The sequence below is a fragment of the Halomicrobium sp. HArcht1-1 genome (genome assembly GCF_058933285.1).
On the sequence record NZ_JBZYDL010000004.1, the window covers coordinates 147,063 to 162,417 of the forward strand.

Annotated in this window: 16 protein-coding genes; 14 read left to right on the plus strand and 2 right to left on the minus strand. The window is 67.1% G+C overall.

What is annotated here, in order from left to right; translation table 11 throughout:
- The first annotated feature begins 12 nt into the window (after positions 1-12).
- From AC5FRZ_RS17240 to AC5FRZ_RS17300, 13 genes are all read left to right on the plus strand, one after another.
- Complete coding sequence (locus AC5FRZ_RS17240; RefSeq protein ID WP_493565238.1) at positions 13-1,302, plus strand: MBL fold metallo-hydrolase; 1,290 nt, start codon at positions 13-15, stop codon at positions 1,300-1,302.
- An 8-nt stretch (positions 1,303-1,310) separates the two neighbouring features.
- Positions 1,311-1,868 carry a YeeE/YedE family protein gene (locus AC5FRZ_RS17245; protein WP_493565239.1) on the plus strand — a complete coding sequence of 186 codons (558 nt, stop codon included), beginning with the start codon at positions 1,311-1,313 and terminating at the stop codon, positions 1,866-1,868.
- Between the two features lie 337 nt (positions 1,869-2,205).
- Positions 2,206-2,667 carry a YeeE/YedE family protein gene (locus AC5FRZ_RS17250; RefSeq protein ID WP_493565296.1) on the plus strand — a complete coding sequence of 154 codons (462 nt, stop codon included), beginning with the start codon at positions 2,206-2,208 and terminating at the stop codon, positions 2,665-2,667.
- A gap of 8 nt (positions 2,668-2,675) precedes the next feature.
- Positions 2,676-3,851, plus strand: a complete 1,176-nt coding sequence (locus AC5FRZ_RS17255) for an inorganic phosphate transporter (protein ID WP_170092889.1) — start codon at positions 2,676-2,678, stop codon at positions 3,849-3,851.
- A gap of 309 nt (positions 3,852-4,160) precedes the next feature.
- Complete coding sequence (locus tag AC5FRZ_RS17260) at positions 4,161-4,565, plus strand: helix-turn-helix domain-containing protein (RefSeq protein ID WP_170092890.1); 405 nt, start codon at positions 4,161-4,163, stop codon at positions 4,563-4,565.
- Positions 4,566-4,769: 204 nt separating this feature from the next.
- Positions 4,770-5,123 (plus strand): thioredoxin, encoded by a 354-nt coding sequence (gene trxA / locus AC5FRZ_RS17265; RefSeq protein WP_493565240.1) that lies wholly within the window; start codon positions 4,770-4,772, stop codon positions 5,121-5,123.
- A 90-nt stretch (positions 5,124-5,213) separates the two neighbouring features.
- The gene (gene proC / locus AC5FRZ_RS17270) at positions 5,214-5,990 is read left to right on the plus strand and encodes a pyrroline-5-carboxylate reductase (protein WP_493565241.1); all 777 of its coding nucleotides are present in this window, start codon (positions 5,214-5,216) and stop codon (positions 5,988-5,990) included.
- Positions 5,983-6,831, plus strand: a complete 849-nt coding sequence (gene proB, locus AC5FRZ_RS17275) for a glutamate 5-kinase (RefSeq protein ID WP_493565242.1) — start codon at positions 5,983-5,985, stop codon at positions 6,829-6,831. Before proC ends, proB begins: the two co-directional genes overlap by 8 nt.
- The gene (locus AC5FRZ_RS17280; protein WP_493565243.1) at positions 6,824-8,155 is read left to right on the plus strand and encodes a glutamate-5-semialdehyde dehydrogenase; all 1,332 of its coding nucleotides are present in this window, start codon (positions 6,824-6,826) and stop codon (positions 8,153-8,155) included. The genes proB and AC5FRZ_RS17280 overlap by 8 nt, the downstream gene beginning before the upstream one ends.
- Positions 8,156-8,319: 164 nt before the next feature.
- The gene (locus AC5FRZ_RS17285; protein WP_493565244.1) at positions 8,320-9,465 is read left to right on the plus strand and encodes an extracellular solute-binding protein; all 1,146 of its coding nucleotides are present in this window, start codon (positions 8,320-8,322) and stop codon (positions 9,463-9,465) included.
- Between the two features lie 19 nt (positions 9,466-9,484).
- Positions 9,485-10,387 carry an ABC transporter permease gene (locus AC5FRZ_RS17290; RefSeq protein WP_493565245.1) on the plus strand — a complete coding sequence of 301 codons (903 nt, stop codon included), beginning with the start codon at positions 9,485-9,487 and terminating at the stop codon, positions 10,385-10,387.
- Positions 10,384-11,202: an ABC transporter permease gene (locus AC5FRZ_RS17295; RefSeq protein WP_493565246.1), complete on the plus strand. Its 819-nt coding sequence runs from the start codon at positions 10,384-10,386 to the stop codon at positions 11,200-11,202. Before AC5FRZ_RS17290 ends, AC5FRZ_RS17295 begins: the two co-directional genes overlap by 4 nt.
- Positions 11,203-11,235: 33 nt before the next feature.
- Entirely contained in the window at positions 11,236-12,261 is a 1,026-nt protein-coding gene (locus tag AC5FRZ_RS17300; protein WP_493565247.1) for an ABC transporter ATP-binding protein, read from the plus strand.
- 308 nt (positions 12,262-12,569) lie between these two features.
- Here the strand turns inward: AC5FRZ_RS17300 and AC5FRZ_RS17305 are convergent, their stop codons facing one another.
- Entirely contained in the window at positions 12,570-13,319 is a 750-nt protein-coding gene (locus AC5FRZ_RS17305; protein WP_493565248.1) for an SDR family NAD(P)-dependent oxidoreductase, read from the minus strand.
- Positions 13,320-13,473: 154 nt separating this feature from the next.
- Here AC5FRZ_RS17305 and AC5FRZ_RS17310 point away from each other — a divergent pair, with 154 nt between their 5' ends.
- Entirely contained in the window at positions 13,474-14,541 is a 1,068-nt protein-coding gene (locus AC5FRZ_RS17310) for a phytoene/squalene synthase family protein (protein ID WP_493565249.1), read from the plus strand.
- Between the two features lie 48 nt (positions 14,542-14,589).
- On the opposite strand, the gene AC5FRZ_RS17315 is transcribed toward AC5FRZ_RS17310, so the two are convergent.
- Positions 14,590-15,210, minus strand: coding sequence for a TetR/AcrR family transcriptional regulator (locus AC5FRZ_RS17315; RefSeq protein WP_208628488.1), 621 nt, complete (start codon positions 15,208-15,210; stop codon positions 14,590-14,592).
- Positions 15,211-15,355 lie beyond the last annotated feature (145 nt).

Below are 15,355 nucleotides of genomic sequence, written 5' to 3' on the forward strand. Positions count from 1 at the left end.
GGGGTGTACGACATGAACCCCGAAGACTTCCCGACGCCCGACGCCGACGTTTCGAGCGTCGCGCCGGAGACGCTGAGGGATCGGATCGACGACGGCGAGAGCGTGACGCTGCTCGACGCGCGGATGAGCACGGAGTACGAGGAGTGGCACATCGACGGCGAGAACGTCACGTCGATCAACGTCCCCTACTTCGAGTTCCTCGACGACGAGATCGACGAGAGCGTGCTCGACCGGATTCCCGACGACCGCGCAGTGACGGTCCTCTGTGCGAAGGGCGGTGCCAGCGAGTACGTCGCGGGCACGCTCGTCGAACAGGGCTACGACGTGGACCACCTCGAAGACGGAATGAACGGCTGGGCGAGCATCTACGAGGCCGTCGAGGTCGAGCGCTACGACGGGGCGGGAACGCTGCTCCAGTACCAGCGCCCCTCTACAGGCTGCCTGGGCTATCTGCTCTACGACGACGGGGAGGCGGCGATCATCGACCCGCTGCGGGCGTTCACCGACCGCTACCTCGCGGACGCCTCGGAACTCCGTTCCGCGAGCCCCGCCTCGCAGGCTCGACAGGACGCCGCGGAACTCGGCGTCGACCTGCAGTACGCGCTGGACACCCACGTCCACGCCGACCACATCTCGGGCGTGCGCGACCTCGATGCGGAGGGCGTCGAGGGCGTCGTCCCCGAGGCCGCCATCGACCGCGGCGTCACGTACGCCGCGGACGGGAGTTCCGCGAGCCCTGCCTCGCAGGCTCGACAGGACGCAGACGAACTGACCACGGCCGCGGACGGCGACACCTTCCAGGTCGGCGACGCCACCATCGAGGCCGTCCACACGCCCGGCCACACGACCGGGATGACCTCGTATCTGATCGACGACAGCCTGCTCGCGACCGGCGACGGGCTGTTCGTCGAGAGCGTCGCTCGCCCCGACCTCGAAGAGGGCGACGACGGCGCGCCCGACGCCGCGCGCATGCTCTACGAGTCGCTGCAGGAGCGCGTGCTGACCCTGCCCGACGACACGCTAATCGGGGGCGCGCACTTCAGCGACGCCGCCGAGCCCGCCGACGACGGCACGTACACCGCGCCCATCGGCGAGCTCGTCGCGGAGATGGACGCGCTCACGATGGACGAGGACGACTTCGTCGACCTGATCCTCTCGGACATGCCGCCGCGACCGGCCAACTACGAGGAGATCATCGCGACGAACCTCGGCCAGAACACCGTCGACGACGAGACGGCGTTCACGCTCGAACTCGGCCCGAACAACTGCGCCGCGAGCCAGGGCTCGCTGGCGGATGACTGAGGCGGGCGATGGTGACTGATCCACTCGCGCTTCAGGTGACCGCCGAGCTGTTTCCCAACGGGATCAGCCGCTACGCCGTCGGCGGACTGCTCGTCGGACTCGGCGCGGTCGTGATCTACGTCGGGACCGGCATTCCGGCCGGGGCGAGTACGTTCTTAGAGTCGACGCTGTCGTACGTCTCCGACCAGTCGCAGTTCCAGCAGTACGTCGGTTCACGGGACTGGCGCGTGGTGTTCACGCTCGGGATCGTCCTCGGGGCGACCCTGTTCGCGGCGACCGTCCAGTCCGGTCTGGTGTCGACGGCACTCTACCAGCCGGGGACGACCGGGCAGCTGTACGAAGTCGGCGGCGTGACGCTCTGGACGACGAACGTCCAGCCGTGGCGGCTGTTCGTCGGCGGCATCCTCGTCGGCATCGGCACGCGGATCGGGAAGGGCTGTACGTCCGGCCACGGCGTCTGTGGCGTCGGGTCGGCGTCGAAGACCTCGATCGTCGGCGTCGCGACCTTCCTGACCGTCGCGATCGGGACGGCGCAGGTCGTCGCCGCGCTGGGGGTGAGCCCGTGACGCGCGAGACGCGAGCGGTGCGAGGTGCTCACTACGTTCGCACCTCGAAGAGCGAACGGCGAACGACTGTGAGCCGTGAGCAGCGAGGGTCTCGGAATGCGCGAACGGGAGCGAACGGAGGGAGCGACACGTGGGCCGCGAGGCCGACCAGCGAGAGGCCTCGACAGACGCGAACGGGAGCGAACGGAGGGAGCGACACGTGGGCCGCGAGGCCGACCAGCGAGAGGCCTCGACAGACGCGAACGGGAGCGAACGGAGGGAGCGACACGTGGGCCGCGAGGCCGACCAGCGAGAGGCCTCGACAGACGCGAACGGGAGCGAACGGAGGGAGCGACACGTGAGCGACGACCGCCACCCGCTGTTCAAGCCGCTGATCTTCGTCGGCGGCCTGATCTTCGGCTTCGGACTCGGGTTCAGTCAGATGGCGCGTCCGGAAGTGGTGCTGCACTTCCTCCAGTTCGAGGACTTCGGACTGCTGTTCGTCATGTTCGGCGCGGCCATCGTCTCCGGGATCGCGTTCGCAGTGATGCCCCGAATTCGGGACGTGGCACCCCTGACGGGTGACCGCTACGAGCGTCGTCTGAAGCCGTTCGACCGGAACGTCCTGGTCGGCGGGGCCATCTTCGGCGTCGGCTGGGGGCTTTCGGGCATCTGTCCGGGGGCCGCGTACGCGAGCCTCGGCGTCGGCAACGTCACGATCCTCTGGGCGCTGGCCGGGATGTTCCTGGGCGCGTACGCCCAGGGGTACTGGCGGAGCCACAGCCAGGCACGTGACACCGCCGTAACGGGCGCGGACTGACCAGTTCCATGGATCCCGCCCTCATCGCTCTCTTCGTCGGTGCAGCGCTCGCCAGCCTGTTCATGGCGTGGGTCATCGGTGCCGGATCGAGCGGCGCGACCCCTTTCGCACCGGCCGTCGGCGCGAACGCCATCGGGACGATGCGGGCCGCCTTTCTGGTCGGCATCTTCGGATTTGCAGGAGCGGTCACACAGGGCGGGAGCGTCTCGGAAGCGGTCGGGAGCGGTCTCGTGGGCGGCAGCAGTCTGCCCGTCGCCGGCGTCATCCTCGTGCTCGTGCTGGGCGCGGGGCTGATGGCGGTCGGGATCACGACGGGGTATCCGATCGCGACCGCGTTCACCGTGACGGGTGCCGTCATCGGCGTCGGCCTCGCGCTGGGCGGGACGCCGGTCTGGCCGAAGTACCAGCAGATCGCCGCCGTCTGGGTGTTGACGCCGTTCGTCGGCGGCGGCATCGCGTTCGTCATCGCCAGCGTTCTGCCCCGTCCCGACGTTGCCGAGCGGGACAGCATCCCGGCCCTCGCCGGTCTCGTCGGTGCCGTCCTCGCGAACGTCGAGTTCAGCTTCCTCGGCGAGGGGACCACGTCGGGGACGGTCCGCGGGCTCGGGCAACGCGTGCTGGCAGTGGACGGTCTCGCGTCGGGGCTCGTCGTGACCGGCGTCGTCGCGCTGGCCGTCGCCGCCGTCGTCCGGTGGGACATTCGTCGTGACGAACGCGGCGGTCTGCGGCGCGTACTGCTCGCGCTGGGCTCACTCGTCGCCTTCTCCGCGGGCGGGAGTCAGGTCGGCCTCGCCGTCGGGCCGTTGCTGCCCCTGCTCGACGAGATCGGGATGGTGTCGACGATGACCGTGCTCGTCGGCGGGGGGCTGGGGATGCTCGCCGGGTCGTGGACGGGCGCGCCCCGGATGATCAAGTCGCTAGCACGGGACTACTCCTCGCTGGGACCGCGACGCTCCATTTCGGCACTCGTGCCGTCGTTCCTGATCGCACAACTGGCCGTCCTGCTGGGCGTTCCGGTGTCGTTCAACGAGATCGTCGTCAGCGCCATCATCGGGAGCGGTGCCGCCGTCGGCGGACGCGACGCGGTCGACGCACGGAAGATACTCGTGACTGTGGGAGCGTGGGCAGGATCGTTCGTCCTCTCGTTCGTGCTCGCGTACGCCGCCGCGGACCTGCTGCTGTAGGCGCAGGCGGCGACCGACGGTCACGAAAGACGACTGGACGACGCGCGTCGATCCACGCGGTCAACACCCGCAGCGAGATCGACAGCCCGCTCGAATCGGAGTGAGCCTGATACCGTCGGCCGGCGACGGAGTGGAAGCGCCCGCATCCGCCGGGCGATAGTTCGCGAGAGAGACAAGATCGACGGCCGAACGAACCACGGAGTCCGCCACTGGCTCACGCCGTCGATCTGCCGGCAGGAGTTCGTGCGGCATTGTGATATTCGCACACAAGTCTTTTAACGAGGAGGACCGTACGTATACTCGATACCGATGCCAGATTCGATGTCTGAACAGCTTCAGCGGGACATGGAGTGTGAGGGGCTTCTGGAGTGTTTCCACGGACTCAAACAGCTCGATCGAGAGGTCTTCCAGTCGCTCGTCGACACCGAGGACGCGCTCACCGTCGACGAGATCGCAGACGCCGTCGACCGTGAACGATCGACCGCGTACCGGGCCGTACAGCGGCTCCTCCAGGCCGGATTCATCCAGAAAGAACAGGTCAACTACGACCAGGGTGGTTACTACCACGTCTACAAGCCGACCGACCCGGCGAACATCGCAGACGACATGCAGCGGCTCCTCAACGACTGGTACGCGAAGATGGGTCAGCTCATCCAGGAGTTCGAGACGAAGTACGAAGATCGCGACGCGACTGCACCGTCAGTCGAGAGCTGAGCCTCCAGTTCGACAGCCCCGACCCCGCCACACGACGCCACTCCCGCCGAGACTGCCCGCTGTGGATTTTTCACTGTGTTCGTGCTCCCGAGTTGCAGGTGCTGGAGAGAGTGCGACAGCCCGTCGAGGACTGACTGGGCCTGCCAGTAGTATTGTTTAGTACGTCCAAAACTCTTAACTACGAGAGCCACCTACGATGGAGTGATGACAACCGATATCGAAACGGATGCCAGCGCGCCGACGGAGCCAGTACACGTCGACGGTCAGCCCGAACTGGACGACGCAGTCGCCGACTACGACGTCGTCCTGGCGGACTTCTACGCCGACTGGTGTGGTCCCTGCCAGATGCTCGAACCGGTCGTCGAGACCCTCGCGGCCGAGACGGACGCCGCCGTGGCGAAAGTCGACGTCGACGAGAACCAGCAGCTCGCGACGGCCTACGGCGTCCGCGGCGTGCCCACGCTCGTCCTCTTTGCCGACGGCGAGCAGGTCGAGGAGATCGTCGGCGTCCAGGGCGAGGACGAGCTACGGTCGCTCGTCGAACAGTACACCGCGTGAGTTCGGGTACGTCTGCTCGACCCGGCAGCGTCGCGCTGCTCGGACGAAGCCGTAGTTGGTATGTACCTCAGTCTCCCCTGTGGAGATAGGATGACACACGTGAGCGTTATCGGCTGTGGTAACATGGGTGGGGCCTTCGTGAAGGGGCTCGCCCAGACCGGAGCCTACGAAGTGACAGCGATCGACCTCGATCCCGAGGCGCTGGCGTCAGTCGCCGACGACGCCGACGAGACGACCGACGACATCGACGCGGCCAGAGAGGCAGCGATCGTCGTATTGGCAGTCAAACCGAAGGCAGTCTCGGCAGTCCTCGCTGATCTCGATCTCCGACCGGACCAGTCACTTCTCACCATCGCGGCGGGCGTCCCGCGGTCGTTCGTCGCCGAGGAGACCGACGCGACGGTCGTCCGGATCATGCCGAACCTGGCGGCCGAGACCGGCGACATGGCCGCGGCGGCCACCCGAGCGGGGATCGACGACGACGTGCGGGAACTGCTGGACGCGGTCGGCGAGTTCGTCGAGATCGACGAGTCGCTGATGGACGTGTCGACGGCAGTCAACGGCAGCGGCCCGGCCTTCGCCTTCTACCTCATCGACGCGATGAAGGAGGCCGGCATCGACGGCGGCCTCGACCCGGAGCAGGCCGAGACGCTGGCGGCCCAGACGTTCAAGGGCGCAGCCGAGACAGTCCTCCGAGACGACCGGAGCGTCTCCGAGCTCATCGACGCCGTCTGCTCGCCCAACGGGACGACCATCGAGGGGATGGAGGTCCTGTGGGACAGCGACGCCGACACGGCGGTCGTCGAGGCCGTCGAAGCCGCCGAGCAGCGGTCCCGAGAACTCGCCGAGGAGTTCGACGATGAGTGAGCAGTCGGCGATCGCGACCGTCGACGAGGCGACCGTCGAGCGGGCGCGCGAGCAGGCCGCCGACGCCCAGCGCGTGATCGTCAAGGCGGGGACGAACTCGCTGACCGACGACGACTCCCAGCTCGATCGCGTGAAGCTCGACAAGCTGGTCAGCGACATCATGGACCTCCGGGAGCGAGGGAAAGACGTACTGCTGGTCTCGTCGGGCGCGGTCGGTGCGGGCAAGGGGCTGATCGACGAGGAGACCGAGACCGTCGAAGAGAGCCAGGCCCTCTCGACGGTCGGACAGAGCCACCTGATGCGCCACTACACCCAGAGCTTCGACCGCTACGACCAGACGGTCGCACAGATCCTGCTGACCGAGCACGATCTGGCCAACCCCGAACGGTTCACGAACGTCCGCAACACCATCGAGACCCTGTTCGACTGGGGGATCGTGCCGATCATCAACGAGAACGACGCGATCGCGACCGAGGAGATCCAGATCGGCGACAACGATATGCTCTCGGCGTCGGTGGCCATCGGCGTCAACGTCGACCTCCTGGTGACCCTGACCGACGTCGGCGGCGTCTACACGGGCAACCCGAAAGACGACGACGACGCGGAGCTGATCGAGGCCGTCGGCACGAACTACGACGCCGTCCAGTCGCTCGTCGACGACAGCACCACCGCCGAGTTCGGCGGCATCCAGACGAAAGTCGAGGGCGCGCGCGACGTGAGCGAACACGGCACACCGGCGATCATCGCCGGCTCGGCGGATCGCGACGTGCTGGAACGGATCGCTACTGCCAAATCGGTGGGCACGCTATTCGTCCCGATAAACGGAGCCACAGATGACTGAGTACGACACCGAATCCCAGGTGACCGACGCACAGCACGCCGCACTGCGGCTGGCAAACGTCGACGAGGCGACCCGCGACGCTGCGCTGGAGTCGATCGCCGACGCCATTCGCGACCACGAGGGAGAGATCCGCGAGGCCAACGCGACCGACGTCCAGGAGGCAGAGGCCATGCTCGAACGCGGCGAGTACACCCAGGCGCTCGTCGATCGCCTGAAGCTCGACGACGCGAAACTGGAGAGCATCGCCGAGATGGTCGAGAGCGTCGCCCAACAGGACGATCCCCTCGGCGAGACGCTCGCGGCCCGAGAACTGGACGCGGACCTCGAACTGTACAAGGTCGCCGTGCCGATCGGCGTCGTCGGCACCATCTTCGAGTCGCGGCCAGACGCGCTGGTCCAGATCGCCGCCCTCGCGCTCAAGTCCGGCAACGCCGTCATCCTCAAGGGCGGCAGCGAGGCCAGCGAGTCCAACCGCGTCCTCTACGAACTCATCCGCGAGGCGACCGCCGAGCTGCCCGACGGCTGGGTCCAGCTCATCGAAGCCCACGAGGAGGTCGACGCGCTGCTTGAGATGGACGACAAGGTGGACCTGCTGATGCCCCGTGGCTCCTCGGAGTTCGTCTCCTACATCCAGAACAACACCCAGATCCCCGTGCTGGGCCACACCGAAGGGATCTGTCACGTCTACGTCGACGAGGACGCCGATCTCGAACAGGCCGAAGAGATCGCCTTCGACGCCAAGGTCCAGTACCCGGCGGTGTGTAACGCCGTCGAGACGCTGCTGGTCGACGACAGCGTCGCAACGACGTTCCTGCCGACGATCGTCGAGCGCTACGAGGCGGCCGGCGTCGAACTCCGCGGTGACGAGGCGACCCGCGAGATCGTCGACGTGGGCGAGGCGACCGACGACGACTGGGACAGCGAGTACGGCGACCTCGAGCTGTCGATCAAGGTCGTCTCGGACGTGTACGAGGCCGTCGAGCACGTCAACGCTCACGGCTCGAAACACACCGAGTCGATCGTCACCGAGGACGCCGAGACCGCCGAGCTGTTCATGACCGGCATCGACGCCGCGAGCGTCTTCCACAACGCCTCGACGCGCTTCGCCGACGGCTACCGCTACGGCCTCGGTGCGGAGGTCGGCATCTCGACGGGGAAGATCCACGCTCGCGGCCCGGTCGGCCTGGCCGGGTTGACGACCTACAAGTACTACCTCGAAGGCGACGGCCAGCTCGTGGCCACCTACGCGGGCGACGACGCCAGGGCCTTCACCCACGAAGACTTCGACGGCGAGTGGACGCCCGGCCGTCTCGCCGACGAGTAGCGAGACAGTCGATCTGACGGGGGCGTCGCCTCGGCCGGCCCAGGGGTCCGGGTCTATATAGCCCTCACACCCGGTCGGTACCACGACGTACCGTCCCTAGCCGGTGATCGCGGTATAGAGGTGTAATATAAAACACCTTTAGCCGGATTGCCGGACCACCGCGTGTGACTGATCACACACGACGCGGGTTCCTGACCGTGGCGGGCTCGGCGGCGGCTGCCACAGTCGCAGGGTGTAGCGGCACCGAAGCCATCGGCGGCGGTGGCGGCGAGACCTACGAGGTCGGCCACGGCGACTACCAGACGACCGTCAGCGAGAGCGACTTCCCCTCGGACAGACTCTACATCTACGCCGTCCAGACGGGGTGGTCGAACTGGGGTGCCGTCATGGACGCCTTCGACGAGCGCTACGGCGTCAAGTTGAACGACGACCAGCGCACCTCCGGCGAGGCGCTCACGCACATCCGATCGAACGCCGAGAACCCCACCCACTCGGCGTACAACGGCGGCTACTCGTTCGGGATCACCGCCATGGAGGAGGGGTTTACCACGGACTACAAGCCGGCCAACTGGGACGCCGTCCCGTCGGATCTGAAGACGGACAACGGCCACCTCACGGCGACCCGGCAGATGACGACGGCGGTCACCTACCGCAAGGACATCTACGAGGAACGCGGGCTGGGCGAGCCCGAGAGCTGGGAGGACTTCAAACACCCCGACGCAGCCAAGGACTTCTGCGTGACCCCGCCCCACTCGGCCAACGGGCTGGCGACGGCGCTGTCGATCAACAACGCCTACGGCGGGACGATGGACGATCTTGGACCGGTCGTCGAGTACTACAACGACATCGCCCAGGAGGGGGCAGACGTGCGTCGCAACATCACCGGCGACTTCACCAGCGGCGAGGTCTCGGCGGTCGCCCAGTACGACTACACCGCCCTGGAGATGAAGTACAACCACGAGGAGGTGCCCGCGGAGGACGTCGGCGTCGCGATCCTGCCCGGCCCCGAGGGCGACGCCGGAGCGATGAACATCCCGTACGGCTACGGCATGCTCGACGGCGCACCGAACCCGGAGACGGCGAAGCTGTTCATGGACTTCGTCCTCTCGCTGGAGGGCCAGCGGCTGTTCTTCGACGCGTTCGTCCGGCCGATCCGGGCCGGCGAGCTGGAGATGCCCGACGATTTCCCCGACCAGGCGACCTACGAGGCAGCGGAGTTCACCGTCGACCAGCTGGATCTCGTCGAGCGACAGGAGCCCATCATCGATCGGGTGACCTCGGAGTCGGACATCCCCGGCATCCAGGGGTAACTCGGACGGGGACGCAGCTATGAGCACCTCCACCTGGTTCGAACTGTCGGCTGCCAGAGACACTCTCACACCCGAGACAGAGCGCGACCGGCGACGGCGACGCATTCTCGTCCTGTGTGCGCCCTTCCTCGTCCTGGCCGCGGTGGCCGCGTTCGTCCCGCTGGCGACGATGGTCCGGATGAGCGTCTCCGCGGACCGGTTCGCGAACGTCGGGTTCTCGGCGTCGGCCTGGCGGACGCTGGCGACGGACCCGCTGTATCGACAGGTCGCCGTGAACACGCTCTGGTTCGCGGCCGCGACGAGCGCCGTCAGCGTCGCGCTGGGCGTCGCGGTGTCACACGCGTTCGCGAAGTACTCGCTGCCCTTCGAACGCGTGCTCGTCTCGGTGGTCTCGTTCCCCATCGCGCTCCCCGGGATCGTCGTCGCGTTCATGGTCGTCGCACTGCTGGGCCGGCAGGGACTGGTGACGAACGCGGTCGCGTTCTTCAGCGGTCAGGGGCCGATCGACCTGGCGACCGCGACGACCGTGACGGGGCTGTTCGTGGGCTACGTCTACTCGCTGCTCCCGCGGGCGACGATGGTCCTGCGCGGGACCTACGCCGAGGTCAACACCGACGCCGAGCAGGCGGCCAGAGCGCTCGGTGCCGATCCGCTGCGGACGTTCTACTACGTCACGCTGCCCGAGATCCGTCCCGGGATCGTCGCCGCGTTGTTGCTCACGTTCCGGACGGCACTGGCGATCTTCGGCACAGTCCTGGTCTTGCAGGGGTTGAACGTCGCGACGCTCCAGCTCAGTCAGGTGATCTCGGTCGGCTACGAGAGCCAGATCGCCGCCAGCATCGGGCTGGTGTACTTCGCGTTCATCCTCGCGGTCACGTTCGTCGGCCTGCGCTACACGGAAGCGGACGTGATCCGGCGATGACGACGCTCCGGACGCCCCGGTCGCTCGGGAAGACCGCGGTCACGCTGGTGACGGGACTGGTCCTCGCGGTGCTCGTGGTCCCGATCGCGCTGACGTTCGTCACCTCGTTCGCACAGTCGGCCACCGGTGTCGTTCCCACGGGTTTCGTCACCGTCGAACACTGGCGGACGGCGCTCGGTCTGACGGACGTGGGCGCGCGCAGAGGGATCGGCTCCGGGCTGTGGTTCAGCGTCCTCCTGGCGACCGGCGGGATGGTCGTCAACCTCGTCGTCGGCGTGCCGATCGCCTACGCGCTGACCCGCTACGAGTTCCGGGGCCGAGAGTGGCTGAACACGCTCGCGGTCCTGCCGCTCGTGCCGGGGATCATCCTCGGGATCGCGTTCCTGCGGACCTATCCCGACAACGCCGGGACGGCCTTCGGACTCGTCGTCGGCTACGCGCTGTTGAAGTCGCCGTACATGGTGTTGACCGTCCAGAGCGCGTTCCAGTCGATGGATCTCCGCCAGCTCGAAGAGAGCGCGCGCTCGCTGGGGGCGTCGTGGCCCCGGACGTTCGTCACCGTCATCGTCCCCAACGCCAGGGGCGGGATCCTCGCGGGCTCGATCATCACGTGGACGCTGGCCGCTGCGGAGTTCAACTTCACCTACATGGTGTACACCCGCGGGCCAAAGCCCTTCTCGCTGTTTCTCTACGAGAACATCAGTCGCGCTCCGTTCCTGCAGTCGGCGGCGGCCATCTCGATGTACTTCTGTCTCGTCGTCGCCGCCATCCTCGTGCTACAGACCGTCGGTCGACACGGATTCACTACGACATGACCACTCGAACACACACTCACGGGAGGCAGACGCATGGTCGCCGTTGAACTCGACGGCGTTCGCAAGACCTACGGCGACGAGGTCGCGGTCGAGGCGCTCGACCTGACCGTCGCCGACGGCGAGATCCTCGGCGTCGTCGGGCCGTCGGGCTGTGGCAAGACGACGACGCTGCGGACGATCGCCGGCTTCGAGACGCCGACGGCCGGCCGGGTCCGGTTCGCCGACGAGGACGTGACCCACGTCCCCCCAGAGCGGCGAAACGTCGGGCTCGTGTTCCAGTCGTACGCGCTGTTCGACAACATGAGCGTCCTCGCGAACGTCGCGTTCGGCCCGAAGATGCAGGGCGTCGAGAAGGCCGAGCGACGGGACCGCGCCACGGAGCTGCTGGAGCTACTCGACATCGCCGAACTCGCCGACAGAGCGCCCGAGACCCTCTCGGGCGGGCAACAACAGCGGGTCGGCCTGGCGCGTGCGCTCGCGATCGAGCCGAACATCCTCCTGCTGGACGAACCCATGACGGGACTGGACGCCAAGCTCAAGGATCGGCTCCGGCGCGAGATCGGGAGCCTGCTCGACGAGCTGGGCGTCACCGCGCTGTACGTGACCCACGACCAGGAAGAGGCGATGGCGATGTGTGACCGGATCGCGGTGCTGAACGACGGCCGCCTCGAACAGGTCGGCACGCCTCGCGAGATCTACGAGTCGCCCGCAAACGAGTTCGTCGCCGGATTCGTCGGCTCGGCGAATCTGCTCGACGCACAGCTGGACGACGGCACGGTCGACCTGGGATTTGCGCGACTGGACGCGGTCGCGGACGACACGAGCGGGGACGCGACGGTCGTCGTCCGGCCCGACGACATCGCGGTCGGCAGCGGTTCGATCCCGGTGACGATCCAGGAGTACCAGTATCTCGGTGAGACGACCAGCGCCGTCGGGGAGTTGCCCGACGGACGGCAGTTGCGCTTGCGCCTGAACGGCACCGCCGAGGAGACGACCGTCGGAACCACAGTATCGGTCGCGATCGACCCCGACGGCGTCGCTGTCGTCGACACCGACTGACTGCGCGCGGACAGCGGTGTCAGGGCAGGTAGGTCGCGAGGAAGTTCACGAGCCGATCCAGCCACTCGATTTTCCCGTCGTCCGTCTCAGAGTCTTCCGCCTCTCGTGTCACGGGCCGAGCGACGCCCGCCTGGGGCATATATTCTGTTGTCGTGAGGGCGGAAGCAGCGGACATCTTAGATCAGCTTAGCAGCTGAGCTAAGCTGTATTCTGGCGAGCCGTCGATCGCGGACGCCCGTGGCTGTACGGCGACGCTATGCCGCCGGAGCGAGGCAGGGCCGCCGTTCTGGGACGCGAGAATCCGCCGTCTACTGCTGGGTCTCGCCGCCGTCGACCGGGAGAGCGTGGCCGGTGACGAACGACGCCTCGTCGGAGCACAGCCAGACGACGGCGCTCGCCACCTCGTCCGGGGAAGCGGCCCGCTCCATCGGGACCTCCTCGACGACCGCGGTGCGTTCCGCCTCGGACATCGACGCCAGCGCGGGCGTCTCGACGATCGTCGGACAGACCGCGTTGACGCGAACGCCCTCCGCCGCGGTTTCGAGGGCGGCCGTCCGGGTCAGGCCGACGACCCCGTGTTTGCTGGCGGCGTACGGTGACCGTCCGGGACTGCCACGGAGCCCAGCCTTCGAGGACACGTTGACGATCGCGCCGCCGCCGGAGTCCGAGAGTGCGGGAATCTCGTGTTTCATGCCGGCCCAGACGCCGGTCTGGTTCACGTCGAGGACGCGCGCCCACTCGTCTTCGTCGATCTCCGGGAGCGGGGCCGGCGTGTTCCCGATCGCGGCGTTGTTGACTGCGTAGTCGAGTCGACCGTACTCGTCGAGCGTGGCCTCGACGAGCGCGGCGATCGAGTCGCTCTCGCTGGTGTCGACCTCGACGAAGGTCGCGTCGCCGTCGTCGGCTGCGATCTGTTCGACGGTCGCTGGACCGCCTGTCGTGTCGATGTCGGCGACGACGACGGTTGCCCCCTCGGCGGCGAACCGCGTGGCAGTTGCGCGACCGATCCCCGATCCTGCACCGGTGACGAGTGCGACGGTGTTCTCGAAGTCGTACATCGACTACTTGTATTGAATATTTAGTCAAGTAGTTTCTGGTATCGGGCCTCAATGGTGAACACGAGCATTACTGTCGAGTGATTCGCCGTTTTCCGAAGGCGGCAGATATAAGTATTGACTATTTCTTCGTAACGGACGAAGCCACCCGTCGACAATGACTCACCACCACACCGGTCCGTCCGAGTCCCCCCTCGCGTACTGTCACGAGGCTGTCCAGGGCGTCTCGCGCACGTTCGCACTGACGATCGACGCGCTCGACTCGCCGCTGGCCGACCAGATCTGTGTCGGCTACCTGCTCTGTCGGATTCCGGACACGGTCGAGGACGCGAACCACGTCCCGGCGGCGACACAGCAGGACCTCCTGGGGACGTATCGCGAGGTCCTCCAGTCCGGTTCGTCGACATCGATCGAGTCGTTCACTCGGCAGGCCCGAGAGTGGATACCGGCCCAGAATCCCTCACCGGACTGGGAACTCGTCGGGAACGCACCGACCGTGATGGCGGCATTCGAGCAGTTCGACCGACCCACGCGGGAGGCGATGCTGCCGCCGGTCCGCGAGATGACCACGGGAATGGCCCGGTTCGTCGAGCGGTACGCCGACGAGCCGGGGATTCGCATCCAGACGGGCACCGAGCTACGGAGCTACTGTCACTACGTCGCGGGCACCGTCGGGACCCTGATCACGAACCTCCTCGCAGAGCAGTCCCTCTCCGAGGCTCGGGAGACGGCGCTGCGGCACAACGGCGAACACTTCGGCCGGCTCCTCCAGCTGGTGAACATCGCGAAGGACGTACACGACGACTACGTCGCCGAGAACAACGTGTACCTCCCCGCGGAGTGGCTGGCCGCCGAGGGAGTGCCACAGGATCGGGTCGTCGACGACGACCTCCGCTCGGAAGCCGTCGCGGTGCTGTCACGGACACTCGACCGGGCACGGCAGCACCTCGATCCCGCCCAGTCGTACATCGAGGAGATGCCACTGGGCGGCGGGAACACCGTCGTCGCGTGGGCCGTGCCGTACCTGCTGGCGGTCGGGACGCTGCGAGAACTGCGCGCGAACCCCGGAGCGGCGTTCGCCGCGGAGGCGGTGAAAGTGTCTCGGAAAGAGGTGCGAACGATCGTGAGCGCGGTGTCGGCGGCCGATCGCCAGCGGCTCGATCTGCTGCGCGAGACGGTTGCTGCGAATCCGCTCGAAGCGGTCCCCCAGCCACTCTCTCACTGACGGATCGGTGCAGCCGAGCACACGACGACAGCCCGATCGGAGCGAGGGTCAGTCGTCGCTGTCGGCGTCCGCCGTCGAGATGCGGGCGACGTGGGCGTCGATCGCTCGCTTCAACGGTTCGATGGACGTGTCCGGCTCGTAGACCGTGAGACGGCGGGCACGAGTGCCGACGAGCAGCGAGAGCAGCGCCTCCGCCTCGGCGTCGACGTCGACGTCGACGAAGTCGTTCGCCTCGATCCCCCGCCGGAGAATGTCTTCGAGGATGTCCCGCAGCTGTGCTTCGACCTCGACGTATTGCTCGCGCACGGCGTCGTCGTGGGGCGCGTTCATGCGGAGTTCGAACATCGCCAGCATCAGTCGATGGGGTTCCTCGTCGACCGTCGTCGGGAGGAGGCGATCGACGAGGGCGTCGAGTTCCTCGCGCGGTGCCGTTCCTCCCTCGGGGAGATTCGCGAGAAAGCCCCCGAGGATGTAGTCGAGAAAGTCGATCAGGAGGTCGTCTCGGCCGTCGTAGTGGTAGTAGAGCAACGCCTTGCTGCGACCGAACTCGTCGGCGATGCGCTGGATCGTGAGGTCGCTGTAGCCGTGTTCCCTGACGGCCCTGTGGGTGGCTTCCATGATGTCCCGCTTGCCGGGCTCCATGTCCTCGCCGTAGCCTTCGAAGCTCATTGGAGGGATTTGCCCTGCGAGTGGCCTGTTGCTTTTGATTCCGAGAGCGTTCTGTCGGCCCACCTCGTGTGCGGTGTGCGAGAGATTGCCCACAGACGACGGTGGCGGCGCGGTCGCGAGCGTCGCCCGTTCCCGTGTCGCCCAC